The 25419-nt window shown below is 41.5% G+C and carries 15 protein-coding genes and 2 pseudogenes; 5 read left to right on the top strand and 12 right to left on the bottom strand.

Annotation, left to right across the window (positions count from 1 at the left end):
* Positions 1–51: 51 nt before the first annotated feature.
* Both tgt and queA read right to left on the bottom strand, forming a co-directional pair.
* Positions 52–1176 carry a tRNA guanosine(34) transglycosylase Tgt gene (tgt, locus tag C6H66_RS00100; protein ID WP_105394480.1) on the bottom strand — a complete coding sequence of 375 codons (1125 nt, stop codon included), beginning with the start codon at positions 1174–1176 and terminating at the stop codon, positions 52–54.
* A 150-nt stretch (positions 1177–1326) separates the two neighbouring features.
* Positions 1327–2394, bottom strand: coding sequence for a tRNA preQ1(34) S-adenosylmethionine ribosyltransferase-isomerase QueA (queA, locus tag C6H66_RS00095; protein WP_046394458.1), 1068 nt, complete (start codon positions 2392–2394; stop codon positions 1327–1329).
* 104 nt (positions 2395–2498) lie between these two features.
* Between queA and C6H66_RS00090 the strand changes: the two genes are divergently transcribed.
* Positions 2499–3095, top strand: a complete 597-nt coding sequence (locus C6H66_RS00090; RefSeq protein ID WP_105394479.1) for an acyl carrier protein phosphodiesterase — start codon at positions 2499–2501, stop codon at positions 3093–3095.
* 204 nt (positions 3096–3299) lie between these two features.
* On the opposite strand, the gene C6H66_RS00080 is transcribed toward C6H66_RS00090, so the two are convergent.
* From C6H66_RS00080 to C6H66_RS00065, 4 genes are read right to left on the bottom strand one after another with little or no spacing between them, the layout of a single operon-like run.
* The gene (locus tag C6H66_RS00080) at positions 3300–4268 is read right to left on the bottom strand and encodes a hypothetical protein (RefSeq protein ID WP_105394478.1); all 969 of its coding nucleotides are present in this window, start codon (positions 4266–4268) and stop codon (positions 3300–3302) included.
* Entirely contained in the window at positions 4265–5233 is a 969-nt protein-coding gene (locus tag C6H66_RS00075; protein WP_105394477.1) for a hypothetical protein, read from the bottom strand. The genes C6H66_RS00080 and C6H66_RS00075 overlap by 4 nt, the downstream gene beginning before the upstream one ends.
* Positions 5230–6198: a hypothetical protein gene (locus C6H66_RS00070; RefSeq protein ID WP_105394476.1), complete on the bottom strand. Its 969-nt coding sequence runs from the start codon at positions 6196–6198 to the stop codon at positions 5230–5232. The genes C6H66_RS00075 and C6H66_RS00070 overlap by 4 nt, the downstream gene beginning before the upstream one ends.
* Positions 6195–9206: a toxin VasX gene (locus tag C6H66_RS00065; RefSeq protein ID WP_105394475.1), complete on the bottom strand. Its 3012-nt coding sequence runs from the start codon at positions 9204–9206 to the stop codon at positions 6195–6197. The genes C6H66_RS00070 and C6H66_RS00065 overlap by 4 nt, the downstream gene beginning before the upstream one ends.
* A gap of 884 nt (positions 9207–10090) precedes the next feature.
* On the opposite strand from C6H66_RS00065, the gene C6H66_RS00060 reads away from it, so the two are divergent.
* Entirely contained in the window at positions 10091–10693 is a 603-nt protein-coding gene (locus C6H66_RS00060) for a peroxiredoxin C (protein ID WP_065389338.1), read from the top strand.
* Positions 10694–10913: 220 nt separating this feature from the next.
* On the top strand, positions 10914–12674 hold the full coding sequence (gene ggt, locus C6H66_RS00055; protein WP_105394474.1) for a gamma-glutamyltransferase: 1761 nt from the start codon (positions 10914–10916) through the stop codon (positions 12672–12674).
* Positions 12675–12816: 142 nt separating this feature from the next.
* On the opposite strand, the gene brnQ is transcribed toward ggt, so the two are convergent.
* The 3 genes from brnQ to phoB form a co-directional block, all read right to left on the bottom strand.
* The gene (gene brnQ / locus C6H66_RS00050) at positions 12817–14145 is read right to left on the bottom strand and encodes a branched-chain amino acid transport system II carrier protein (protein WP_105394473.1); all 1329 of its coding nucleotides are present in this window, start codon (positions 14143–14145) and stop codon (positions 12817–12819) included.
* A 349-nt stretch (positions 14146–14494) separates the two neighbouring features.
* Complete coding sequence (phoR, locus tag C6H66_RS00040; RefSeq protein WP_046397682.1) at positions 14495–15832, bottom strand: phosphate regulon sensor histidine kinase PhoR; 1338 nt, start codon at positions 15830–15832, stop codon at positions 14495–14497.
* Positions 15833–15855: 23 nt separating this feature from the next.
* Entirely contained in the window at positions 15856–16545 is a 690-nt protein-coding gene (gene phoB / locus C6H66_RS00035; RefSeq protein WP_036783259.1) for a phosphate regulon transcriptional regulator PhoB, read from the bottom strand.
* Between the two features lie 304 nt (positions 16546–16849).
* Between phoB and sbcD the strand changes: the two genes are divergently transcribed.
* Positions 16850–18085 carry an exonuclease subunit SbcD gene (gene sbcD / locus C6H66_RS00025; protein ID WP_105394471.1) on the top strand — a complete coding sequence of 412 codons (1236 nt, stop codon included), beginning with the start codon at positions 16850–16852 and terminating at the stop codon, positions 18083–18085.
* Complete coding sequence (locus C6H66_RS00020) at positions 18082–21768, top strand: AAA family ATPase (RefSeq protein WP_105394470.1); 3687 nt, start codon at positions 18082–18084, stop codon at positions 21766–21768. Before sbcD ends, C6H66_RS00020 begins: the two co-directional genes overlap by 4 nt.
* A gap of 2040 nt (positions 21769–23808) precedes the next feature.
* Here C6H66_RS00020 and C6H66_RS00015 read toward each other — a convergent pair.
* From C6H66_RS00015 to C6H66_RS00005, 3 genes and pseudogenes are all read right to left on the bottom strand, one after another.
* Positions 23809–24057, bottom strand: a pseudogene (locus C6H66_RS00015) (ISNCY family transposase); the annotation flags it as partial.
* A gap of 117 nt (positions 24058–24174) precedes the next feature.
* Positions 24175–24579, bottom strand: a pseudogene (locus tag C6H66_RS00010) (RpnC/YadD family protein); the annotation flags it as partial.
* A gap of 297 nt (positions 24580–24876) precedes the next feature.
* A partial coding sequence (locus C6H66_RS00005) for a tail fiber assembly protein (protein ID WP_105394469.1) occupies positions 24877–25419 on the bottom strand: 543 nt, incomplete at its 5' end.

The following is a 25419-nucleotide window of genomic DNA, read 5'->3' as shown; positions in this document are numbered from 1 at the left end:
AACCAGCCGCAATATGCTATACACACCGAAACCAGTCAATCACCACTTAAGTCAAATACTTAATGCCGGAACGGGTTTACCAATCCGTTGATAAAAATCTTCAACAAACTGTTCAAGATTACCCTCTTCGATAGCTTGACGAATCTTAGCCATCAGGCGCTGATAATACCGCAAATTATGGATAGTATTCAGCCTTGCACCGAGAATTTCGTTACAACGGTCGAGATGATGCAAATATGCCCGACTATAATTCCGACAAGTATAACAGTCACACTGCTCATCCAGCGGAGAAGTATCCTCTTTATGTTTGGCATTACGTATCTTAATCACACCATTGGTCACAAAAAGATGACCATTACGGGCATTTCGGGTTGGCATCACACAATCAAACATATCAATGCCGCGACGAACACCTTCCACCAAATCTTCTGGCTTCCCCACGCCCATCAGATAGCGCGGTTTATCTTGCGGGATTTGCGGACAGACATGCTCAAGAATACGGTGCATATCCTCTTTAGGCTCGCCTACCGCCAGACCACCTACAGCGTATCCATCAAAACCAATCTCTACCAGACCTTTTACTGAGATGTCACGTAAATCTTCGTAAATACTTCCCTGAATAATACCAAACAACGCGTTTTTATTCTGTAATTCATCAAAACGCTTACGACTGCGCGCCGCCCAACGCAAGGACATCTCCATCGAACGTTTTGCATAATCCCAATCAGCAGGATATGGCGTGCATTCATCAAAAATCATGACAATATCAGAGCCCAAATCATACTGAATTTCCATCGATTTTTCTGGGCTAAGGAAAACTGGGGTACCATTGATTGGGTTACGGAAATGTACACCTTCCTCTTTGATTTTACGCATTGCGCCAAGGCTGAATACCTGAAAACCGCCTGAATCCGTCAAAATTGGACCATGCCATTGCATAAACCCATGCAGATCACCATGAAGTTTCATGATTTCCTGCCCTGGACGTAGCCACAAATGGAAAGTATTGCCAAGCAGGATCTGTGCGCCGGTATCCTTTACCTCTTCCGGTGTCATCCCTTTTACTGTGCCATAAGTCCCAACTGGCATAAATGCCGGCGTTTCTACCACGCCACGCTCAAAAATCAGACGACCACGACGGGCTTGACCATCGGTAGTTTGTAATTCAAATTTCACCTAACCTCCAGGCATCAGATAAACAGTCCGATGCTGTTGTTTAAAACCAGACAAAGTTGAAATTTACCGTTGAGCTGAGATATTCACATAATCCTATTTTCAACAACTTCAACAATATATTCCAGTCAATGCCATAATTATTACATTAAATTAAGAAATCTTTTCCTTGCAAGCTAAGGGATTACGACGAATAAACATCGCATCACCGTAACTAAAGAAACGGTATTTTTCTGCAACCGCCTCTTTATAAGCATTCATCGTATTTTTATAACCCGCAAACGCAGAAACCAGCATGATAAGTGTCGATTCCGGCAAATGGAAATTAGTAATCAACGCGTCCACAACTTGATATTCAAAACCCGGATAGATAAAAATTTGCGTGTCATTAAAAAATGGTGCAATTAGCCCATCCTGGCAGGCTTTTGCTGCACTTTCCAGCGATCGCACTGACGTTGTGCCAACAGCAACAACTTTGTTACCTCGCGCCTTACACGCCAGCACAGCATCAACCACATCCTGTGGCACTTCTGCATATTCGGCATGCATAATATGGTCTTCAATAGTCTCCACCCGCACTGGTTGGAAAGTACCGGCACCAACATGCAGTGTCACAAAAACCATCTCCACGCCCTTTTTACGCAGCGCTTCCAACAATGGCTCATCAAAATGAAGACCTGCGGTTGGCGCAGCTACCGCGCCGGGCCGTTCACTGTATACCGTTTGATACAACTCGCGGTCTGCCTCTTCATCAGGACGATTAATATAAGGCGGCAAAGGCATATGACCTATGTCATCCAAAATGGACAACACATCGCGCTCATCCTCAAAACGTATTTCGAACAGGCTATCATGGCGGGCCAACATGGTTGCTTTAAGACTGTCATTGTCACCCAACAACAGCTCAGTTCCCTCTTTTGGCGCTTTGGAAGCACGCACATGTGCAAGTACCCGCTTATCATCCAACACCCGTTCAACCAGCACTTCCAGCTTACCGCCCGTAGCCTTTCGGCCAAAAATACGCGCGGGTATGACTCGGGTATTATTGAAAACCAGTAAATCTCCGGCATTCAGCTTATTGAGAACATCCGTAAAAACACCATGCGTTAATGCCCCCGTTTCACCATCAAGCGAGAGCAAACGGCAACCACTGCGTTGTGGTTGAGGATAATGAGCAATCATTTCGTCAGGAAGTTCAAAAGTAAAATCGGAGACACGCATTATATTTAATCATTCAGAAAAACAGGCGGACTAGTCTAGTGCCGCAGCTCTGAGGGTGCAACAAATAAGCACATAACTTCGCGGATTTATATTATAATCACCGAATGAATTTTCTCGCTCACCTACATTTAGCTACTCTGACTGACAGTTCCCTGTTAGGGAATCTGATGGCAGATTTTGTGCGTGGTAATCCAGAGGGGCAATACAGCGCTGATGTGGTTGCAGGTATTCGCATGCATCGGCGTGTTGATGTATTAACAGATACCCATCCATTTGTTATACAAGCCCGTCACTTGTTCAGTAATCCATATCGACGGGTTGCGCCGATCACTTTGGATATTATCTGGGATCACTTCCTCTCCTTGTATTGGGATAAATTAGTTCCCACTTACTCATTACCGACATTTATTCACCATGCTCGCAACCAAATTGAACCTCATCTTTATTACACTCCTGAAAAATTTCAGGAGCTGAATGAATTTTTATGGCCGCAAAACTGGCTGATCCGCTATGCAGATCTTGCATTTATCGCAGATGTATTAACAGGCATGGCCCGAAGACATCCCAGATTATCGGCTTTATCTGGATCATTTCAGGATATAGAACAACATTACGCTGACTTTGAAGCACTATTCTGGCAATTTTACCCCTATATGATGGAAAAAGCGGAAAATAAGGATTTCTACTGTTCGCCTCAGTAAGCGTTATTATTACAAATTATGCTTGTGAATAAATTGTAAATGCGGATAGAAAGAAATCATTCAGGCAATACAGTATTTTCGCATGTTTAATGATTTCTTCATTCCTGATATCCAGCGATACAGTCAGAATTTCTTTTCTCCAGCATGCCAACCATTTGGCTGGTGTAAGATGAATAGTAGGAAATGACTTTTTAACGCTAATTTTCATTCGGAAAGATCTTCATCAGGGGGACCTAAGCGATCCAATTCTGCCAGAATCAACGGAATTTGTGCCTCTAAATCAGCGGGTCTTTTATCTTTACTCCACCAGATAAGCGGATCACGGCGTTTATAGTCCACCTTACTGACTGCCTCTTTGCCGTTTAATAAGAATTTCACCATAAAGGCGACTGCCAGCGCTTTATCATTGCCACTACTTAAGAAAGCAAAAGTATAGCTGCTGACATTAGGAATAAAACCACGCCCGACAAGGTTATTATTTTCGTCTAGGCCATAAACTTTGAGATAAAAAATATTAGTTTTTTCCCCCATGCCTACTTGTGGATAGCGGGCAGCATAGGCTTTTCCTTTATACCAAGTATAAAAGATCTGCCGTTCGCGATCGATAATTAATGGTGCCTGACGGCGTAAGAAAAAGATGGCCCAGACAAAAGGAGGAATAATCAGTAGATAAAGTAGCAGAAATGTTATATCAGTTACCAAAATATCATTACTATATCTATAATGGTTATAGCGATAATATAGGTATTTTCTTAAGGAAATTTCTTTATCATAAGCAATATACTCATACTTTTTAAGAAAATCCGGTAGAGCAGGATCCAAATAAAACTTCTCACCATAATCTTTTTTTGCATCGTTAACATACCAAAGCAGATTCTTTTCTGCTGCCCGCCATGTTTCAATAAAATCGTTAACGTTTAATACCAGGCTGCTAATAATCCCCAGTGTGACTGGGATCAAGACAATACTCCGAGCGCGGCGTTGAGTGTTACGAACATGGCACTCCCTGTTATCAAGGTAATCCAGTATCTCCACGTGTTTAATGGTTTCTTCATCCTTAATATCAGGTGGTACCGCTAGAATTTCTTTTTCCCAGCTCGCCAGTCGTTTGGCTGGCAGTGGATGAATAGTGGGAAACCATTTTTTGAGTAAGTGTTTCAATCGTTGTTTCATTCAGAAAGATCTTCATCAGGGGGACCCAAGCGATCCAATTCTGCCAGAATTAGGGGAATTTGGGCTTCTAAATCGGCAGGTCTTTTATCTTTACTCCACCAAATAAGCGGCTCACGGCGTTTGTAGTCCACCTTACTGACTGCCTCTTTGCCGTTTAATAAGAATTCCACCATAAAAGCCAATGCCAGACCTTTATCATTGCCACTGCTTAAAAAAGCAAAAGTATAACTGCTGACGTTAGGGATAAAGACACGTTCGATAAGGTTGTTATTTTCATTCAATCCATAAACTTTGAGATACAAAATATTAGTTTTTTCCATCATACCTAATTGTGGATAACGGGCGGCATAAGCTTTACCTTTATACCAGGTGTAGAAAATCTGTCGTTCACGGTCGATAATTAATGGCGCTTGGCTCTGCCAAAAAAATATACAATATACAAAGGGTGGAATAATCAGTAGGTAAAGCAATAAAAATGCCATATCAGTTATTAAAATATTATTGCTATATCTATAATGATTATAGCGATAATATAGGTATTTTCTCAAGGAAATTTCTTTATCATGAGCAATATATTCATACTTTTTAAGAAAATCTGGTAGAGCAGGATCCAAATAAAATTTCTCACCATAATCTTTTTTTGCATCATTAACAGACCAAAGCAGATTCTTTTCCGCTGCCCGCCATGTTTCAATAAAATCGTTAACATTTAACACCAGACTGCTAATAATTCCCAGAGTTACTGGGATCAAGTTAATACTCCTGAAACGGCGCTGGGGATTTCTAACCCAGCACTCCTTATCATTAAGGCGATCCAGTATTTCCACATGTTTGATGGTTTCTGCATCCTTAATATCTGGTGGTGCCGCCAGAATTTCTTTTTCCCAGCGTACCAGCCGTTGGGCTGGCAATGGATGAATAGTAGGAAACCATTTTTTGATTAAATGTTTTAATCGTTGCTTCATTCGGAAAGATCTTCATCAGGGGGACCTAAGCGATCCAATTCTGCCAAAATCAATGGAATTTGAGCGTCTAAATCAGCAGGTCTTTTATCTTTACTCCACCAGATAAGCGGCTCACGGCGTTTATAATCGACCTTACTGACTGCCTCTTTGCCATTTAATAAGAATTTCACCATAAAGGCCACGGCTAACCCTTTATCATTACCACTGCTTAAAAAAGCAAAAGAATAACTGCTGACGTTAGGGATAAAACCACGCCCGATAAGTTGATTGTTCTCATCCAAGCCGTAGACTTTGAGGAAAAGAATGTTAGTTTTTTCTGCCATGCCTACTTGTGGATAACGAGCGGCATAGACTTTACCTTTATACCAAGTGTAAAAAATTTGCCGTTCACGATCGATAATTAATGGGGCTTGTCGACGTAAAAAAAACATAGCCCATACAAAAGGTGGAATAATCAGTAGGTAGAGTAGCAGGAAACCTATATCAATTTTAAAATAATAGTCGCTATATTCATAATAATTATAGCGGTAATGCAAGTATTTTATCAGGGATAGATCTTTATCATCACCAATATAATCCATACCGTTCAAATAGTCAGGTAGATCATCACGTAGGTAAAACTTCTCCCCATATTCTTTTTTAGCTACATCAACCCAATGATAAATTTCTGATTCATTACTCTTTCGTTCTTCTATGAAATCATTTACTGTTAATAACATACTGGTGATTAGTCCTAGAGTTACCGGAATCAAAGTAATACTCCGAGCGCGGCGCTGAGTGTTACGAATATGGCACTCTCTATTATCAAGGTAGTCCAGTATCTCTACATGCTTAATAGTTTCAACATCCTTAATATCCGGAGGTACAGCCAAGATTTCTTTTTCCCAGCGTACCAGCCGTTTGGCTGGCAGGGGATGAATAGTGGGAAACCATTTTTTGAGTAAATTTTTTAATCGTTGTTTCATATAAATTCTCCATCAAAACTGCCCTTAATGGTATTTTCTGTTGTCGGCTCTTCTCCCCAGAAATAACGCAGAGGAGCGATAACATTTTCTGATTGTTGGTAATACCAATATAACTTGCTGCGATAAGAATTTATTTCTTGCCCTTCTGTTGTGACTATTTCTAATTTGGCTGTATTGCCATTCAGAGTTAGTTTCGCCTGTTCTCGCGCAGCCTTGAATGTAGCATCGCGAAAAGTATCTCGTGTATACTGGCGGTGGTTAATGGTGATAGGGATTATTTGTGCACCAAGATAGTATATTTCATTTTCTTTAACGAAAAGCCCGTATATTTCCGAAATTCCCATTTGGAAGGCAGGTAAGGTAAAGCGGTAAGTCGTCTTTTTATATTCTCTATGTATTTTTAGCTGTGGCTGAATAAACAGATTTAAAAATTCTTGGTTTTCGATAACGAAATGATTTTGCGTGTCATTATTCATTTCTCTAGCTGCTTTAAATTGTAGTGAAATGGTTGGCCTTGCCTTTTCTGTATCCCAAAAAGCATATTTCTTTCCTGCCCCCCAAAAACAGTTATTCAGCACTTTCTCTAAATCTGACCAGGCACTGGTGGCTTGTATAATACTGCCACCGATAAGCAAGCCAGCTCCGACTATAATCGCGGTTAGTACCCCCGCCGTCAGAAAGGTGCCTACCGCAGCTCCGATCAAGACTGCTGTTGTTAAAATGGTAGAACCTGTTCCTATAGCAACTTGGCCATAACCCTCCATGTTATTACCCATTTTGAAAGCGTTACTGGCATCATAGAAGGAAACAATTGCGCCTAAGTATCCTGCCATACTACCGGCAACACGGGAAAATTGACTGACCACCGCCGTATTGACGGCAGGCACTTTTATCCCACTCATCAGCGCTTTCACTATAGGGGAATTCACCTTACTTGCCAGTGTCGAACCAATAGAAGTCAAATCGGCACTCATACCAATCACCGCGGTACTAAAGCGCAGCAGGTTCATATAGGAAGATCCAGGCTGTAAAGGGTTGTTGCGGGCATATTCTGTCTGCATAACCACATCCGCCAGGGTGAAGGCATTGAGAAACAGGCTGACACCGGTCAATGAAGAATCAAACAGTAAACCAATAGAAGTTTTATTAGCCCCTTCTAAGGTAAACAGCTGAACCGGCGAGTCCACACTGGTCTTAACTTCCGGTAGAGTTATCACCGGTTTATTGCCAAGTGATTCCAGGCGCTTACTCCAGTTAATCATCCGTTCTCCGATAGCCTGTTGACGCACTGCCGGGTCAGGTCGGTGGCGATTCGTTTTCGACTCCAGCCGCTTAAGCACTTCCTGATAGCTCTGTTCACTGAGTGCCACTCGGCCGTCTGGTTCAATCACTACGCCTAGCGTGGATAACAAGGCCGGAACCAGTTGTTGGGTTATCTGGTCAATCGCTTTCTGGGGAAGCTGGCGGACATAACTTGAACCCTGATAAATTGCCTGATGAGTATAGGCACAAACAGTTGCTAAAAAAGTCCCCATACCTAACAGAATATTATCGACTCCACTGATAAACGGGCCCTTAAGCATCGGTGATTTTACTTTGTCGTTATTTAGTACGGTGACAACCCCGGTGGTAATGGTGCGCCAGAAGTTGCCATCCCCGTTGCCGTCTGACTCTTTGGCTGCAAGCTTCGCTAAAACCTGCTGGCCGGGCAAGGATGATTGCAGGTTGCCGAGCAGGCCGGAGAGGATTTCACTGAAAAACCGGAACTCCAGCGCATCCTCTTCTTCCAGCGTCTCCTTTTCATCTTGCAGTGAAAAGAAGTAGTGAAAGTAATTTTGCAGCCCGCCGACTTGATAACTGAGGTCCGGGTTATCCGCAAAGGCTTCAAACAATTTCATAAACATCGCCTGACGCGCTTCAAAATCTTCGGTGACTTTTTTCAATTTCGGCCAGTCGTTGTTCCAGCGGTCCTGATGAATACTGTCATCTATTTTCTTTTTCAGCTCCGGGTTTTTGGTGGCTTTGAGCTTTTCGACATAGAAACCGATGGTCAGTGGGTAGATGTTGGAGGCGTTATAGCTCTGTTGCCACAAATTCAGGATGGAGTAGGCTTCCACAATGTCCCGCTGACGGCCTACCGGGTCATGCAGGATCACAATCCGCGCCTGTTCATTGAAGTGCAGATAACTGTTGATTTCCTGGATAATCTTACCGGCGTCCATTTCGTAGCTGTCCTGAGTGGTCAGCGTATCAATACTGACGTCAGCCAAATCCAGTTCATTGATGTCTTTTTCAATGATGGCCTTGATGTTGGCAAACTGTTCCTGCCGGATTTTGTAATCGACAATCAGTTTTCGAAAATACTTGTCTGAGGCGTTAACCGCAAAAGGGGATTGCTTCTGTTCGAGGTTGATGAATTGCATGGTTTTTTGCCGCAGTTCAAGACTGTTGTCAATCTTAGCCAGTATTGAGGAGTGCCACGGGTGTTCACTGTAGGCGATACTGATATTGATGACATCTTTGGCGACAAACAGGAATGGATGACCTTCACCCCGAATGCCCGGCTCAGGGATAAGCCCTTCACTGGCATCTCTGCGGTTGAGGAACATGTATTTTTTAAATTTCTCTACCCGCTGTTTTTTACCGTTAACTTCTTTCTCTGACACGCAGTATTTAAAGATGTGCAGATAGCCCCGGGCCTTGCTGCCGCGGGTGGTGAGCGGGTCTTCTTCCTTGATGTATATCCAGCCGGGACGCAGCAGGCGGGCGGCATAGCCTTTGGTTTGTTGGAGTGATGAAGAGAACATCAGGGTGTGGATATCCGGCGGTGCTTCTGGTTTTTCCAGCTCCTTGCCGAAAAAGTTCACATAAGCATAGCGAACCGGGTAAATCGGTTTAACATCGCAGTCACAGGGCTGAATATAAGTATCTGCTTCAAGATTTTGTGGGAACATTTCGTAAGCTTTTTCTATTAATTTGTCAAATTCTTCCTGAATATTGATGGTCATAATATCTCCTTTGTTGTTAATCTAAGGATGTCATGGATACACTGCGGCTACTCTTATTATTCAAAAAAGTTCATACAACCAAAGGCTGAGAATATTTTCACTGGTTACAATCCTGAATAAGTTCATTGTTCAAGCAGTGAACTTACACAAATGATTTAACAACATTTCAAAAAGCTGTTTGGAGGAAATAGGATACAAAAATAGGGCCGGATCTTGCTTGAAACGGGAGAAATCAGCAGGGAAAAATGTGGGTTTTCTCGCGTCAATTCATTCATATTACATTTTATTTGTAAAAATTTTTCCCTATTGACGTCTTTAAGATTCCTCATTTCTACCTCTGTTTTTCACGTTAGAAAGTTAATATAAATTTATATTTATCCTCAATAAATATCAAAATTGATAGTTTAAGTAAATGTAAATTTTTGCTCAGAACAGTCAATAATATAAATTTTATAAATGTTTAAGTAACATAATTATTTAACTTATTTCAGTAAGTTCTTATTCCAATAACTACAAATTGCCCATCTATGCTGGAGAATAAATGATGGACACAGAAATCGTCATGTAAGTAAATGTAGGTAAGTAATAGGTGAGAATAATGCTCTTCGGTCGCGCTGACGGGTTGTATTAGGAGTGGCCCGAACAGTGCCCAGATTTGCTCTATAACGAATAAAAATAGACTAATTGATATAAGTCTCTTAGTTTGAATCCGAATAAACCTTTGCAAAAATCCCCTACCTTATTAAGGTAAAGAAAATAAAAATAAAGTATTAATAGGTAAAATCTATTGCAAAGATTAGTATTTTATCCTTTATTGGTGTACGCTAATTCTTTATTCTATATCTAATTTTTACATAAACCTCGTAAAACTACAGGAGTAACTCATGGTTCTGGTAACTCGTCAAGCCCCTGACTTTACAGCAGCAGCAGTCCTCGGCAACGGCGAAATAGTTGGGAATTTCAACCTGAAAAAACACCTGAATGGTAAACCTGCGGTTATCTTTTTCTGGCCAATGGACTTTACTTTCGTATGCCCTTCTGAGCTGATCGCATTTGATCACCGCTACGAAGAGTTCAAAAAGCGCGATGTTGAAGTTATCGGTGTTTCTTTTGATTCTGAATTCGTCCATAACGCATGGCGTAAAACTCCTATCGATCAAGGTGGTATTGGCGAAGTTAAATATGCAATGGTTGCCGATACTAAACGTGAAATTCAAAAAGCATACGGCATTGAGCATCCAGATGCGGGTGTCGCTCTGCGCGGTTCTTTCCTGATCGACAAAAATGGCGTGGTTCGTCATCAAGTCGTTAACGATCTACCTCTGGGCCGTAACATTGACGAAATGCTGCGTATGGTTGACGCATTGCAATTCCACGAAGAGCACGGTGATGTCTGCCCTGCACAGTGGGAAAAAGGTAAAGAAGGTATGAGCGCCTCTCCAGATGGCGTAGCTAAATACCTGTCTCAAAACGCTGGTAAACTATAACCTTAGATATTACCCATATTCAGACCAGTCGGTTATTCCGGCTGGTTTTTTATTGCTGAAATTCCTCGTTTTGCCACCTTGCGCACAAAAACTCCCTCATCCTGATAACCATCGCCATTTATAATTAAATTTACAATTGTTTAACATTAAAATCAGTGTAAATAAAACAGCTTATTACAACTGACGAAAATAACCTCGCCAAAAAACAGGAGCTCGCAATATGTCGAAAACATGGAAAACACCACTGGCAATCTTATCCTTGCTTATCTCATCCCATCTTTATGCCGCTTCGCAACCGGCTGTTGAAGCTAAAAATGGTATGGTCGTTTCAGCTCAACACCTTGCTTCACAAGTGGGTGTCGATATCCTAAAAATAGGAGGAAACGCAGTTGATGCAGCCGTTGCCGTTGGCTATGCCCAAGCCGTTGTTAATCCATGTTGTGGAAATATCGGTGGTGGTGGTTTTATGACAATTCATTTGGCTGATGGCACCAATACTTTTATTAACTTCCGCGAAACCGCGCCAAATGCAGCAAGTGCCGATATGTATCTGGATAAAGAAGGCAATGTTATTAAAGAATCAAGTTTATATGGTTACCGCGCGGCCGGTGTGCCTGGAACTGTGATGGGGTTAAACAGCGCCCTAAAAAAATATGGCAAATTAAGTCGTGAACAAGTTATGGCGCCTGCGATTAAGCTGGCACGAGAAGGTTTTATACTGACCCGCGCAGACACTGATATTCTAGATACTTCAATCAAACGCTTCCGCAAAGATCCAGAAGCAGCCCGTATCTTCCTACGCAAAGATGGCTCTCCTTATCAACCGGGAGACAGGCTGATACAAACCGATCTAGCGAATACGTTGGAGTTAATTGCCAAAAAAGGGCAAGAAGCTTTCTATCACGGAAATATTCCTAAATTGGTCGCCGAAGCAGCTAAAAAATCCGGCGGCATTATTACCGAAGCTGATTTTGCCAACTATAAAATCTCAGAAACAACCCCCGTCACCTGTAACTATCGCGGTTATAAATTTATCTCTTCACCGCCACCGAGTTCAGGTGGAGTAACCATGTGTGAAATTTTGAATATCTTGGAAGGCTACAACCTCAAAGAAATGGGATTCAACTCGGCTAATTATATTCACACACTGACAGAAGCCATGCGTCATGCCTACATGGATAGAAATACTTACCTTGGCGATCCAGAATTTGTTAAAAATCCCATCGATCGCTTATTGAGTAAGAATTACGCTGAATCTCTACGTAAAAAAATAGAACCAGGTAAAGCAACATTATCGGAGAATGTTCAGCCAGGTATTGGCCCCCATGAAAAACCAGAAACTACTCACTACTCTATTGTCGACAAAGAAGGTAATGCGGTTTCAACCACCTATACTATCAACGGACTTTTCGGCGCTGTCGTCATCGCCCCCGGGACAGGTTTCTTCCTCAATGATGAAATGGATGATTTCACCACTAAAATTGGTGAGAAGAATCTTTATGGCCTCATCCAAGGCGCGACTAACTCTATTGCCCCAGGTAAGCGCCCACTATCCTCGATGAGTCCGACACTTGTCACAAAAGACAACAAGATATTCCTTGTTCTGGGTTCACCCGGCGGCTCCCGTATTATCTCTATTACCCTGCAAACTGCCTTAAACATCATTGAACATGGGATGCCTCCTCAAGAAGCGGTTAATAGCCCCCGCATTCATCATCAATGGTTACCCGACGAAGTTTATTATGAGCAACGTGGTATTTCTAAAGACTCATTGAATTTACTAGAAAAAATGGGATACAAGATGGTGGAACAGATACCGTGGGGCGCTGCTGAAGTGATTATGGTGGGTTTACCTAAAACCGCTGGCGATTCAGCTAATTCTTCAGGCAATGATGCCGCCGTATCTGGTAAAGTGCGTGAAAACCATTTTTATGGCGCCAATGATGTCCGACGCCCGGCCGGTGCGGCTATTGGTTACTAATGACCAAAATGACCAACAACTAAAAAAATAGCTAATCTGTGTAGGCAATATCGGGATGGGAGATCCTTTTCTCAGGAACCCCATCCCATACTTTCCCTAAACATCTGACAATGGCAAACAATCAGAGAAACAAACATCATCACTAATGCGTTTGAGTCTCGCGAGTACCAGAACGCCCTAAAACGCGGTCATAAATACCAGCCACAACTAAAACCAACAGGGATGGTGCTAACCAAGCCAACCCTTGATCTGCCAGTGGTAAACGTGTTGCCCAGTTTGGTAACAAATAAGCTAATGCTTCGGATGATTTAATCGCATCCAAAATACCAAACATCAGACTAATTAACATTACCGGAGCTAAAATACGGGTAAAATTGTGCCACCAGCACAGCGTAAAACTCAACACAATCAGAACGATACAAGGTGGATAAATAGCTGTCAGCACCGGTATAGAAATCTTAATCAAATGACTCAAACCAAGGTTAGAAGTCAACATGGAGAATCCTCCAAGGATCAAAACCAGTGAACGATAAGACAGAGGCAAATAACGGCTGAAAAACTCAGCACATGCACAGGTTAACCCAACCGCCGTCACCATACAGGCGACAAAAATCAGCACAGCCAGAAAAATACTGCCAACGCCACCAAAAGTATGATGCACATAGGCATGCAAAATGATCGCGCCATTTTCTGCATGAGGCACTAACGATCCACTACCCGCTCCCAACTTGAACAGGGAAAGATAAACCAGTATCAGACCAAGGCCGGCAATAAAACCTGCCCACATTGCATAACGGGTCAATAATGAAGATGAGGCAACGCCTCTTGAACGCGCGGCGTTAACAATAACAATCCCAAATACCATCGCTCCCAGCGTATCCATCGTCAGATAACCATTGACGAAGCCACTGGAGAATGGGATTTGCTGATAAACATCAATCGCTGGAATTGAATCACCAGCCGGCCAAAGTAAAGCAGCAACACCAAGTATACCTAACGCCAACATCTTGATAGGCGCTAACACATGCCCGACAGTATCAAGCAAACGGCCTGGGTACAGGGAAACAGCAATTACCAACACAAAATAAATAAGACTGTAGATAAACAGGGATAACTCGCCGGTACTGGTAAGCGGGGCAATGCCTACTTCAAAAGAGACAGTTGCGGTCCGTGGGATAGCGAATAAAGGACCAACAGCCAAATAACAAACTGTCGCCAGCAGCAAACCAGCAACTTTACCAATAGGTGAACTCAGCTCTTCAATACCACCGCCAACTTTTGCCAACGCGATGATTGTAATGACGGGTAAACCAACCGCAGTTGCTAAAAAGCCTAGTGCTGCTAACCAAACATATTCACCTGATTGTAACCCCACCATCGGGGGAAAAATGATATTTCCCGCCCCCACAAACAGAGCAAAAGTCATAAACCCTAATGCCCAAATATCCTTAGATGATAAACGATGTGTCATAATGATTATTAATATTTTGTTACCATATTTATGGCCTGAATAATATAAATACTGCCAATAGCTAAGCCCATATTGACAATATTGAACCCTAATTTAACGATTTATTATCAAAATAATATTCACCAGGTATCTGTTGAAGACAGATTATAGCGATTATTATAGATAGAATCGCCAACAACTGCCCACAAGTAAAACTTTTATAGTGCCAGAAGGCAATAGATAAACCAGAATGCAGAAGTATATGCCGTACTCTTTTTCAAAACCAGTGATTGCTGTTAGCTATCATTGAATAAACACTATATGATTTGCGTTTTTTTTAACCTGAAAAAATAATAATCAATTGCGAAGATTAATTATTACTGTTAATCAAACTATTCCTATCTCTTCTGCTGGTTATTTTAACAGGTACAATCAATCCTGGCGGTAAAGTAAAACTAAAGGCCGTCCCTTTCCCTATTTCGCTGGAAATTTCAAGATGAGAATGATGATGATGTAAGGCATGTTTCACAATCGCAAGACCGAGACCGCTTCCTCCTGTTTGTCTGGAGCGTGCTTTATCCACCCGATAAAAACGTTCGGTCAAACGAGGTAGATGTTCAGCACTGATACCTTGCCCATTATCTTTCACCGTAAATTCAGCGCCGTGGGAATTCTTTTTCCAACTGACATCAATTTGAGTCCCTTTCGGGGTATGGTTAACTGCGTTATAAACCAAATTCGACATTGCACTGCGAAGCTGCTCTTCATTGCCGAACACTTTGAGCCCTTCGCCAATATCAAAATTAATCTTATAACATTCATTACCCAACGCTGTGGCTTCCTGACGCAATACTTTAAGCATCAAAGGCACATCAACCACTTCATTCATATCAATCTGGGGAGCGACTTCAATTTTAGATAGTTGCAACAATTGTTTCACCAAACTGTCCAGCCTCCGGGTTTGCTCCTGCATCGTATTCAACGCTTTCTTACTTAGCGGATTATCCTCTGCCTGATCCTGCATCATTTCCAAATAACCCTGCAAAACGGTTAAAGGGGTACGCATTTCATGACTGACATTGGCAAAAAAGTCACGACGGGCATTTTCCAATGTTCGCTTCTGAGTCACATCTCTGGCAACCATCAAGAACTGTCCCTCAGTATAAGGCATCACCCGGAACTCAACCGTGAAACCATTATTTAATTCAATGGATAAAGGACGTGAAAAATCTCTGGAAAGGATATATCGGCTAAAATCAGGGTAGCGGAGTAAATTAAAAATATGCTGTCCATTATCTTCAGGCCAACGAAAACCGAGTAAATGTTGCGCCAAGCGGTTACACCAGAAAATATTACCTTCTGTTGTCATCATCACAATGGCATCGGGCAATGATTCCGCCCCGCTACGAAACCGTTTGATCAACAATGCCAGCTCACGACGCCGTTTTCGATTCCGTTGCTGCATCTGGTGAATACCATAGAAAATTGGCTCCCACCCTCCTCTCCCCGACGGCGGCAACATACTGCGATCCAGCCATAGCCAGTTCGACAGTTTTAGCAAGTTATAACCATGCCACATCAACACCAAAAACACCGAAACAAATAAACACCAGGATAAGTGACCAATAAATATCGATAAAATTAACGCAGGCAAACAAAAGAGAAGCAGTTCTGAAACCAGCTTCTTCCAGGATAAACGTTCTAACACATTAGATTCTCCGGTGCGTGGATTTAGTAACGAGTAGAAAAACGGTAACCCGTACCACGAACGGTCTGCACCATTTTATCATGGCCGCCAATCTCTAATACTTTACGTAAACGGCGGATATGGACATCAACAGTTCTATCTTCAACGTAAACGTTTGCTCCCCAAACATAATTAAGCAACTGTTCACGGCTATAGACCCGTTCAGGGTGAGTCATAAAGAAGTGCAATAATTTAAATTCCGTCGGCCCCATATCCAGTGCTTTATCCTGGCTGGTCACCCGATGGGAGGTTGAATCCAAAACCAAGCCATTCATTTCGATAATATCTTCCATGACCATCGGTGAAATACGCCGTAATACCGCTTTAACTCTAGCAACCAGCTCTTTAGGAGAAAAAGGCTTGGTGATATAGTCATCCGCCCCAACTTCGAGGCCACGCACCCGATCTTCCTCTTCACCGCGGGCAGTCAGCATCATCACCGGAATATCACGGATATTATTATTCCGTTTCATCTGTTTAATTATCTGCAAGCCAGAGCCGCCGGGAAGCATCCAATCCAATAACACTAAATCAGGATATGGCTCAGATAAACATGCCAACGCAGAATCATAATCCTCTGCTTCTACCGGCTGATACCCGTTTTTTTCCAGAACAAAACAGACCATCTCACGAATCGGAGCTTCATCTTCAACTACCAGAATGCGTCTTGCCATGATTAATCCCATTAACATATTGAGTTGACATCCACTACGCCCTAAAGAACGAGGTTTTACGGCGCACCTGATAACAGCTTAATTTGAAAAAGCATTATGCGTCAGTTTTATGACAAATTTATGAAATCCTGCCTTGGTTATCCGCTATCTGCAATCTATTTCGCAATAATTAATTTAACAATTGTCATATTTCATAATGAATGCGAAGCCGCTCGGAGATATATTCAAGAGATCGGATTTAAAAGCGACATTCAGAATACAGCGATTATAATCATGCTTCACTTTAACCAATGACGGCGAAACTATGCGTATTATTCACACTTCGGACTGGCATCTCGGCCAATATTTTTTTACAAAAAGCCGGGCTGCTGAACATCAACATTTTCTGCGCTGGCTGATTAAACAGATCGAAAACTACCAAACCGATGCATTAATTGTTGCCGGAGATGTATTTGATACCGGCTCACCGCCTAGCTACGCCCGCGAGCTATATAATCGCTTTATCGTTGAACTACAGCCTACCGGTTGTCAGTTAATTATCCTTGGTGGTAACCATGATTCAGTCGCAACATTAAATGAATCAAAAGAACTCCTTTCCTGCCTGAATACCACCGTTATCGCTCACGCAGAAAAAGATCCACAAAAACAGATAAAAGTACTCATCACCAAACAAGGCAATGCCGGTGCGATTCTTTGTACAATCCCTTTTCTGCGGCCAAGAGATATTATGATCAGCCAGTCCGGTCAATCAGGAGAACAAAAACAACTCGCATTACAAGAAGCCATTGCAAAACACTATCATCGACTCTATCAGCAAGCGTGTGAATTACGTGATGAATTGAATTTGCCTTTACCTATCATTGCTACCGGACACCTAACGACCGTTGGCGCCACGGTTACAGATTCAGTGCGGGATATTTATATCGGTACATTGGACGCCTTCCCGGCACAAGCGTTCCCGCCGGTAGACTATATTGCGCTTGGGCATATTCACCGGCCACAAATCGTGGCTAAATCTGAACATATTCGCTACAGCGGCTCCCCAATTCCTCTTAGTTTCGATGAAATCGGGCAAGAGAAAAGTGTCTGTTTGGTGGAATTTACCCAAGACAAACTGGAATCTATTAAGCTTTTACCCATTCCACAATATCAGCCTATGCAGCTTATCAAGGGCGACCTACAACAGATTGAGCAACAATTACAAACTTTTAATGACCATCAAGGAGAGCAGCCCGTCTGGCTGGATATTGAAGTTGCCACCCAAGATTACCTCCATGATATTCAGAAAAGAATTCAATCAATGGTTGCAGAGCTTCCTGTCGAAGTCATTCTGCTGCGACGCAGTAAAACACAGCAGCAAAATAGGCTAGCGCAAGAAAACAGAGAAACCCTGACAGAACTTAGCGTTAACGAGGTTTTTGCCCGGCGACTTGCCCAATCAACACTCGAAGATGAAGAACATAAAAGACGTCTGACTACTCTTTTCGAACAAACAGTGAACAATATCTATCAGGCTAAAAACAAGGAGGAGCAGGCATGAAGATTTTGAGTCTACGGCTAAAAAACATTAATTCATTACAGGGTGAATGGAAAATTGATTTCACAGCAGAGCCGTTTGCCAGCAATGGTCTGTTCGCCATAACCGGCCCTACCGGTGCGGGTAAAACTACCTTATTGGATGCGATCTGCCTTGCGCTTTATCACGAAACCCCACGCTTGACGATTTCTACCTCACAAAATGAGCTGATGACCCGACACACCGCGGAATCATTAGCTGAAGTTGAGTTTGAAGTGAAAGGTGTCGCTTACCGTGCTTTCTGGAGCCAACGACGAGCGCGTAATCAACCGAATGGCAATCTGCAAGCCCCTAAAGTAGAACTCGCCCTTAGCAGCAGCGGCAAAATTCTGTCCGACAAAATCCAGGATAAAAAAGAAAAAATCATTGAAATTACCGGATTAGATTATGGCCGTTTCACCAAATCTATGTTGCTCTCCCAAGGGGATTTCGCCGCTTTCCTCAATGCTCAGCCAAACGAACGGGCTGATTTATTGGAAGAGTTAACCGGTACTGAAATTTACGGAATTTTATCTCAACAAATCTACCAACAACATAAACAAGCACAATCAGAGCTGGATATTCTGCAAGCCAAAGCATCCGCCATTGATTTGTTAACAGCAGAACAACATCAACAATATCTGGAACAACAGCAACAACTCACCCATGCTGAATCACAACTCAATCAGCAGATAAAAACAGTGCAACATTCGGCACAATGGCTGACACGTGAGGAAGAACTTGAGCAACTTGTTACTGAAAATAACGCTTCCTTACAACAGGCAGAAAAAGCGCTGACTCATGCAGAACCGCAACTGCAAAAACTGGCTAGCAGTGAACCGGCAGAAACAGTGCGTCCCTTGCTGGATGATAAAAACCGAACGCAATATGAACATCAGAGAATCAGCAAACAGTTGGCAGAGATGCGTCAGCAACTTCATCAACAACAACAGACGCTCACGCCGATACAGCAAAACGTGACTCATGCAGATTCTGCCAGAGCCGCACACCAACAACACAGGCAACAACAAGAAAAGCTGATAACAGGACAGGTGATTCCATTAGATCATCAAATTGCGGTGCAGATTAAAGAGCTCAATCTTACTCAGCAACAAATCAACGAACAGAAAACCGCACTTGAAAACCGCTGTCAGCAATATGACACCGCAAATCAGCGCGCCCTATCATTCACCAATCAAAGAAAACAACTGGAAAACTATTTCGAACAACAACCTTATCATCAATATTTCGGTGAAAAGCTGGCTTTTTGGCAACATCAATTCTCTTGGCGACAAGAACAGCAGCAACAAATTGATCACCAAACGCAAAAAATTGGCGAACTCACCGCCGAAATCGCGCAACTTAACGATAATCTGAACAAACAAGGAGAAGATTTAAAACAACAGATTGAAAATAACCAACCTCTGGAACTGGCATTTGAGCAGGCCAAACAACAATTTTTTACTCTGCAAAAGCAATATTCGCCGGAGAAATTAAAAAAACAATTAACTCAATATCAGGAACAGCTACCGCTGCAACATAAACTGGAAATCCTATCGCCGCAAATCTTGCAATTACAAGCCGCTATTGCCAGTCATCATATTCGCTTACAACAACCGGAAAAATTATTAAAGGAACTTCCTGTTCAAATTGAATCCATCGATAAACAACTCTTAGACAAACAGCAACATTTAGCCGATCTGACTCAACGTATTCAGTTAGAACAAAAGATTGTTAGTCTGGAAAAAGAACGGGCACAACTCAAGGAAAGCTCCCCTTGCCCACTGTGCGGTTCTGAACATCACCCTGCCATTCAAGCTTATCAAAATACTGAACTGCCAAAATCAGAACAACGGTTAAAAGATTTACGTCTGCAATTTGACGAGTTACAAGCCACCAAAATATCATTGGTCAATAAAAAAGAGTTCCAACAGCAACAATACGACCATATTTTGCAAGAAATTGCTGACGCTGAACCACGACTGAATGTATTAACTCAACAATGGCAGGAAACTTGCGCAACATTACAGATCGACATTTCTTTTTCAGATAAACCCGCTCTTGAACGATTTGTGCAACAAAACCAATCTGCTCATCAGCTTTGCCAAACCCAATTAACCGAACTTGAACTAGCAGAAAAAACGTACCATAAAACAGAAAAAACAGTGGCCGCTCATCAAGAACACGTTAAAGAAATTGAGCGAAATATTGAACTGAATAAGCATCAATACAATGCACTGAAAAAACACTTATCTGAACTGCAACCAGAAATACAACGGCAGCAGTGTAAGCTGACGGATGCCATCGAAAAAATGACATCAGAATTACAGCAATATGATTTATCACTGCCAATGTTGAATGAGAGTGAAAACTGGCTGCAACAACGTAGAAAAGAGTGGCAAGTATATCAAAACTGTCATGAAAACTGGCAACAGATCCAAAAAGAAGAAGCGGTTATCCAAAATCAGATTGAATCATTGCATAAACAGAAAGAAGAATATGTATCCCGTTTAAACGAGCTTAATCAAACAGCACAACAGCAGAAACAACAACTCGCAGAGACACAACAACAACGCAAAAAGCTATTTGGTGAACAATCTGTTACAGAAATCACTCAAGCATTACAACAACAATCTCAAAAGCTGGAGGAAATGCACAAACAAGCATTGTCACATCTGCAACAAGCGCAATCCAGCATCAACCAACTAACCGGCGCCATTCATGAGACAGAAAAAAACTGTCGCCAATCTGAACAACAAAGACAGCAAGCAGAACAGAACTTCAATGTTGCGTTAGCTAAAAGCCCATTTACCGATCAACATGCCCTTGAAACAGCACTGTTATCACAAGAGCAACGTCAAGAATTGCGACAACTCAAAGAACAACTTGAACAACAGCAGATACAAGCCAACGCCCTATGCCAGAAAGCGATAGAGGCCCTGCAACAACATCGGAAAAATCGCCCTGAATTACTTGATCAATATACAAAACCACAACTGACCGAACAGTTGGAAAACATTGCTGATGAGCTAAAAAGAAACACCTTACAACAAGGAGAACTGAAAAACCTGCTTGGTAATGACGAAACACGCCGTCAACAGCAAAAATCCTTATTGGAAGAGATCAGTCATTGCCGACAAAATTATGATGACTGGAGTTATCTTAATAACCTGATTGGTTCGGCTGATGGCGCTAAATTCCGTCGTTTTGCTCAAGGATTAACACTGGATCATTTGGTTCATCTCGCCAATCAACGGCTGAAAAAATTGCACGGACGCTACGATTTGCAACGTAAAAACAGTGATGGTCTTGAACTGCAAGTGGTTGATGCCTGGCAAGCCGATGCTATTCGTGATACCAAAACGCTTTCTGGCGGCGAAAGTTTTCTGGTCAGCCTCGCCTTGGCTTTAGCACTATCTGATTTAGTCAGCAATAAAACCAGTATCGATTCACTATTCCTGGATGAAGGCTTTGGCACACTTGATCAAGAAACCCTTGATATTGCACTTGACGCGCTGGACCATTTAAATGCTTCCGGTAAAACCATCGGTGTTATCAGCCACATTGAAGCCATGAAAGAACGGATACCCGTGCAGATCAAAGTTAAAAAAATTAATGGGCTTGGGATAAGTAAACTCTCCCCTGAGTTTCGTTATGGTAAACAATAGCGGAAAACAATAAAAAGTATTCCCAAAGTGAATTGAATGCCGCCATTTTTTCCTTGAAAAGGATACTCCCGCCAGCATAAAGGCGGGAAAGAAATTTCGGCAAGGCATTACCCTTGCTGGTTTTGAGTGTATTGCGTGGCTTACTCTCGCCAACATACATCAAGAAGCAAGAACGTCCAACGAAATGATAATTCTTCGAGCTGTTTGTTATCCCTCTTCCCCTGATGTTAAAAGCGCGTTTTACTCATAATTAACATTCAGGAAGGAGAAGTCCGCAGGTTTTGTTAAAAACGATAGGTTTAACAGGTTAATAATTCACAAACTATTGACAACCCTTTTTTTTTAAAAAAATTTTTTTCATCATATAATATTTCAGGTAACGTATTGTCTATTGATTGACTTTCTCTAATAATGCCTTATTACACCATCAATGGTAAAAGGTCTGGTAGATTAATAATCCAGAAAGGTGATAACTGTCAAGCAGGTATTTAAGCGTTAACCGAGAGAGAAAATAGCTTATAAAAATAACGATACGAATCGATTTTAGCATGAGATCACATTAAATGTATGAAAAGAGACATGGCTTAAATTGGAGTATTTAAAGTATCACGGTTTTGTATAATAAATGAAATATATAATAACGCTGTTAAGCAACCCGATTCAGATACTATAATTTAAATCATTTTCTTGGGCATTTTTATACCAATTTTCCATGTTCAATTATTTAATTGCTTTATAAACAAGTTTATTTCCCGATTGAAAACGTTATTAAATAACTTTCCAAAATAGTGCTCCACTTCGTACAACTACTTGTGTAGCAAGGGTTGTAAACTATACATAGCAGAGTTATGAGTTAGTACGGTCTATCAAGCATCAAATTTGTACTGTTTGGATATTAATCAGATAGGCTAACTGTATCAGTATTATGAAATCCTATTTAAAGCCAGTCTCTTTAAGAAAACAGCTTGCCTAATCAATTCATATTCTTATTTATTTTACCTGATTACATAAGTATTAACAGAGTCAAGTTTTTTCACTGATGGATTTATGATTGGCAGGGTTTAAACTGTTATTAAAATGCATTATTTTAACATCGGATTTTAATCGGTATAAAATACTAAATGGTATTTTTACCACTTTCGACGTCTGCTTTCTGTTAAGTTTAATCATACCCACTATCTATTTTTACTGATCATAATAATCACTTATCTGTTTGGACATTCATTCTTTTTTATCCATTATTTCCCAACACGCATTAATACTGACCCTGTTTTACCGACAATCTTGAGTGATTTTAATAATCCCCACTCTTTGTTTTATGAATAAATCAGTCAGTAAATAGCCTGATGATATAAGGATATCCCTTTATGTTTTTTCAGATAATTAACTCAACTATTATAACTTAAACCCTATTAAAATAATCTACCAACCAATTTTTTATAGATTTTCTCGTAAAATAACAACGAAAAAGCATCTGAATATCCTCTTGTTAGTTATATAAAAGCTTTAATTTCTCCGCATTATCACTTTTAAATAGTTGTATCATATTAGGTAAACGTAAAATAAAATAATCGGAGGATAGTATCGCAGATAAATGTATTAAATATGAAAGAGAGTCGGCTGTTTTTAGCCACTCTGTATTTTTTTAAAACCTGGCATTAATGAAGCACCTATTTTTTCAATCCTTAGCTAACTAATTTCCCTTGGATTCATATAATGAATAAAATATTAAGGTATAAGTTTCTTATATCTTTTCATAAACATAAACGACTTATAGATTAATTTCACAGGTAATAAAGAATATGCAATAGGAATAATAACTACTACAACAGAACGAGTATTTGTTTCCACAAATAACTCACCTAATCACGCTCCCCATGTTATTAAGGTGTCATTTCGTCCTCTATAAAGTTGCTTCAGTCTGACCGGTTTCAGCTTCGCCGGGCAAACATAAAAGTCCCTCGTATAGCCATCATCCTGAATAAGAACAAAAATACCGATCTTGAACATCGGCATTTTGCTGTGGAAGAGAAGATTAATTTAATGCTTCAACGCTTCAATTTTATCCCGGCTCAGGCCGGTACTGGTGACAATAATGTCCAAACTCACGCCATGCCGTAATAAGGCACGAGCCGTTTCCAGTTTACCTTCCTCTCGACCTTCCTTTCGACCTTCCTCTCGGCCTAGCTCAATACCTTGCTCAATACCTTGTTCGCGCCCTTTTTGTTCAAGCTGTTCTGCAATAGTCATCAACATTGTTTTATGCTCCGGAGATTGTTGCTTTAGTCTGACCGGTTTCAGCTTCGCTGGGCAAACGTAAAAGTCCCTCGTATAGCCATCATCCTGAATAAGAACAAAAATGCCGATCTTGAACATCGGCATTTTGCTGTGGAAGAGAAGATTAATTTAATGCTTTAACGCTTCAATTTTATCCCGGCTCAGGCCGGTACTGGTGACAATAATATCTAAACTCACGCCATGCCGTAATAAGGCACGAGCCGTTTCCAGTTTACCTTCCTTTCGACCTTCCTCTCGGCCTTCCTCTCGACCTGCCTCTCGGCCTAGCTCAATACCTTGTTCAATACCTTGTTCGCGCCCTTTTTGTTCAAGCTGTTCTGCAATAGTCATCAACATTGTTTTATGCTCCGGAGATTGTTCAATCAGTTGATGGACAAAGTGTGAGATATCCAGCGTATGTCCATTCAGTAAAATATAGCGTAATACAACATTGCGCTGCTCGATTGTATTATACCCTCCATTCAGGAGTTCCACCAATTGGGGGACCCATTCCAGCATATCCCGGCAGCAAATAATCTAAAAACAAAAATGTTCAATTAAAACAAAAAATTACATCAACATAAATCACAACAAAATAAAATATGTACAAACAAATGTACAAACAAAAAGGGTACTCAATATGAAGTGTAGTGATTGGTTTTACGGTGTTAGGCGGGAGGTTCTGAGATGAGAAAGAGATTGTGAAGCCGGATTAACCGGCTTCGTTCTGCCTGTACGGCAGTATACATGCTTTTCAAAAATCAGCATTTCTAAGCTACTTGTGCAGTAGTAAATCAATGTTAAACATATTTAAAAGCATATGTCAACACTTTACTTCGGCACTTCCGGCCACTTCACATCAGGCGCTTGATTCAAATCTGTATGAGTGAGTAGTACTCTGTATTTTCTCCACTCTAATAGAGACTCGCGCGTTTCATCTGTAGCCATCTCTAAGTCGACAGAATCTTGCAACAGTGAGATTGTGTAATTTGCTTGCTGTAACAGTGTTGCTTGTTTCTGTTTTGCTTCGTTGATTTGATGAGCTTTGAGTAAGTCTTTATCAACTACCCAATCCTTACCATCCCATTTGTCAAAATCAGTTGGCGGTTTTTTGAAGGTCAGTGTTGCCGGTAACTCACCGATTTCCGTTATCTCAATCGGCTCTCGTGTTAATGTGTCGTAAGCTATCTTTCCTCGGTAATCGGGGCGGATTTCCCAGCACTTACCATCAATGCTGCGGCAGACAGCCTCGTCATCAGACTTCGGTAACTCAGGAGCATCAGGATAAGCACCCGCTGATAAACTGATACCAAGCATCACATACTCAATATCAGAGTTGATGAATTCTCGTGTGATTTGATTCGAGTGATAAAC

The organism is Photorhabdus hindustanensis (assembly GCF_002968995.1).
In the GTDB taxonomy this organism is placed as follows: Bacteria; Pseudomonadota; Gammaproteobacteria; order Enterobacterales; family Enterobacteriaceae; genus Photorhabdus; species Photorhabdus akhurstii.
This window is presented reverse-complemented; position numbering and strand designations above follow the sequence as displayed.

What these genes read in the sequence shown, in the direction of transcription:
- queA (WP_046394458.1), bottom strand. Translation starts at nt 2,394, where the DNA reads ATGCGTGTCTCCGATTTTACTTTTGAACTTCCTGACGAAATGATTGCT.
- C6H66_RS00090 (WP_105394479.1), top strand. Translation starts at nt 2,499, where the DNA reads ATGAATTTTCTCGCTCACCTACATTTAGCTACTCTGACTGACAGTTCC.
- C6H66_RS00080 (WP_105394478.1), bottom strand. Translation starts at nt 4,268, where the DNA reads ATGAAACAACGATTGAAACACTTACTCAAAAAATGGTTTCCCACTATT.
- C6H66_RS00075 (WP_105394477.1), bottom strand. Translation starts at nt 5,233, where the DNA reads ATGAAGCAACGATTAAAACATTTAATCAAAAAATGGTTTCCTACTATT.
- C6H66_RS00070 (WP_105394476.1), bottom strand. Translation starts at nt 6,198, where the DNA reads ATGAAACAACGATTAAAAAATTTACTCAAAAAATGGTTTCCCACTATT.
- C6H66_RS00065 (WP_105394475.1), bottom strand. Translation starts at nt 9,206, where the DNA reads ATGACCATCAATATTCAGGAAGAATTTGACAAATTAATAGAAAAAGCT.
- C6H66_RS00060 (WP_065389338.1), top strand. Translation starts at nt 10,091, where the DNA reads ATGGTTCTGGTAACTCGTCAAGCCCCTGACTTTACAGCAGCAGCAGTC.
- ggt (WP_105394474.1), top strand. Translation starts at nt 10,914, where the DNA reads ATGTCGAAAACATGGAAAACACCACTGGCAATCTTATCCTTGCTTATC.
- brnQ (WP_105394473.1), bottom strand. Translation starts at nt 14,145, where the DNA reads ATGACACATCGTTTATCATCTAAGGATATTTGGGCATTAGGGTTTATG.
- phoB (WP_036783259.1), bottom strand. Translation starts at nt 16,545, where the DNA reads ATGGCAAGACGCATTCTGGTAGTTGAAGATGAAGCTCCGATTCGTGAG.
- sbcD (WP_105394471.1), top strand. Translation starts at nt 16,850, where the DNA reads ATGCGTATTATTCACACTTCGGACTGGCATCTCGGCCAATATTTTTTT.
- C6H66_RS00020 (WP_105394470.1), top strand. Translation starts at nt 18,082, where the DNA reads ATGAAGATTTTGAGTCTACGGCTAAAAAACATTAATTCATTACAGGGT.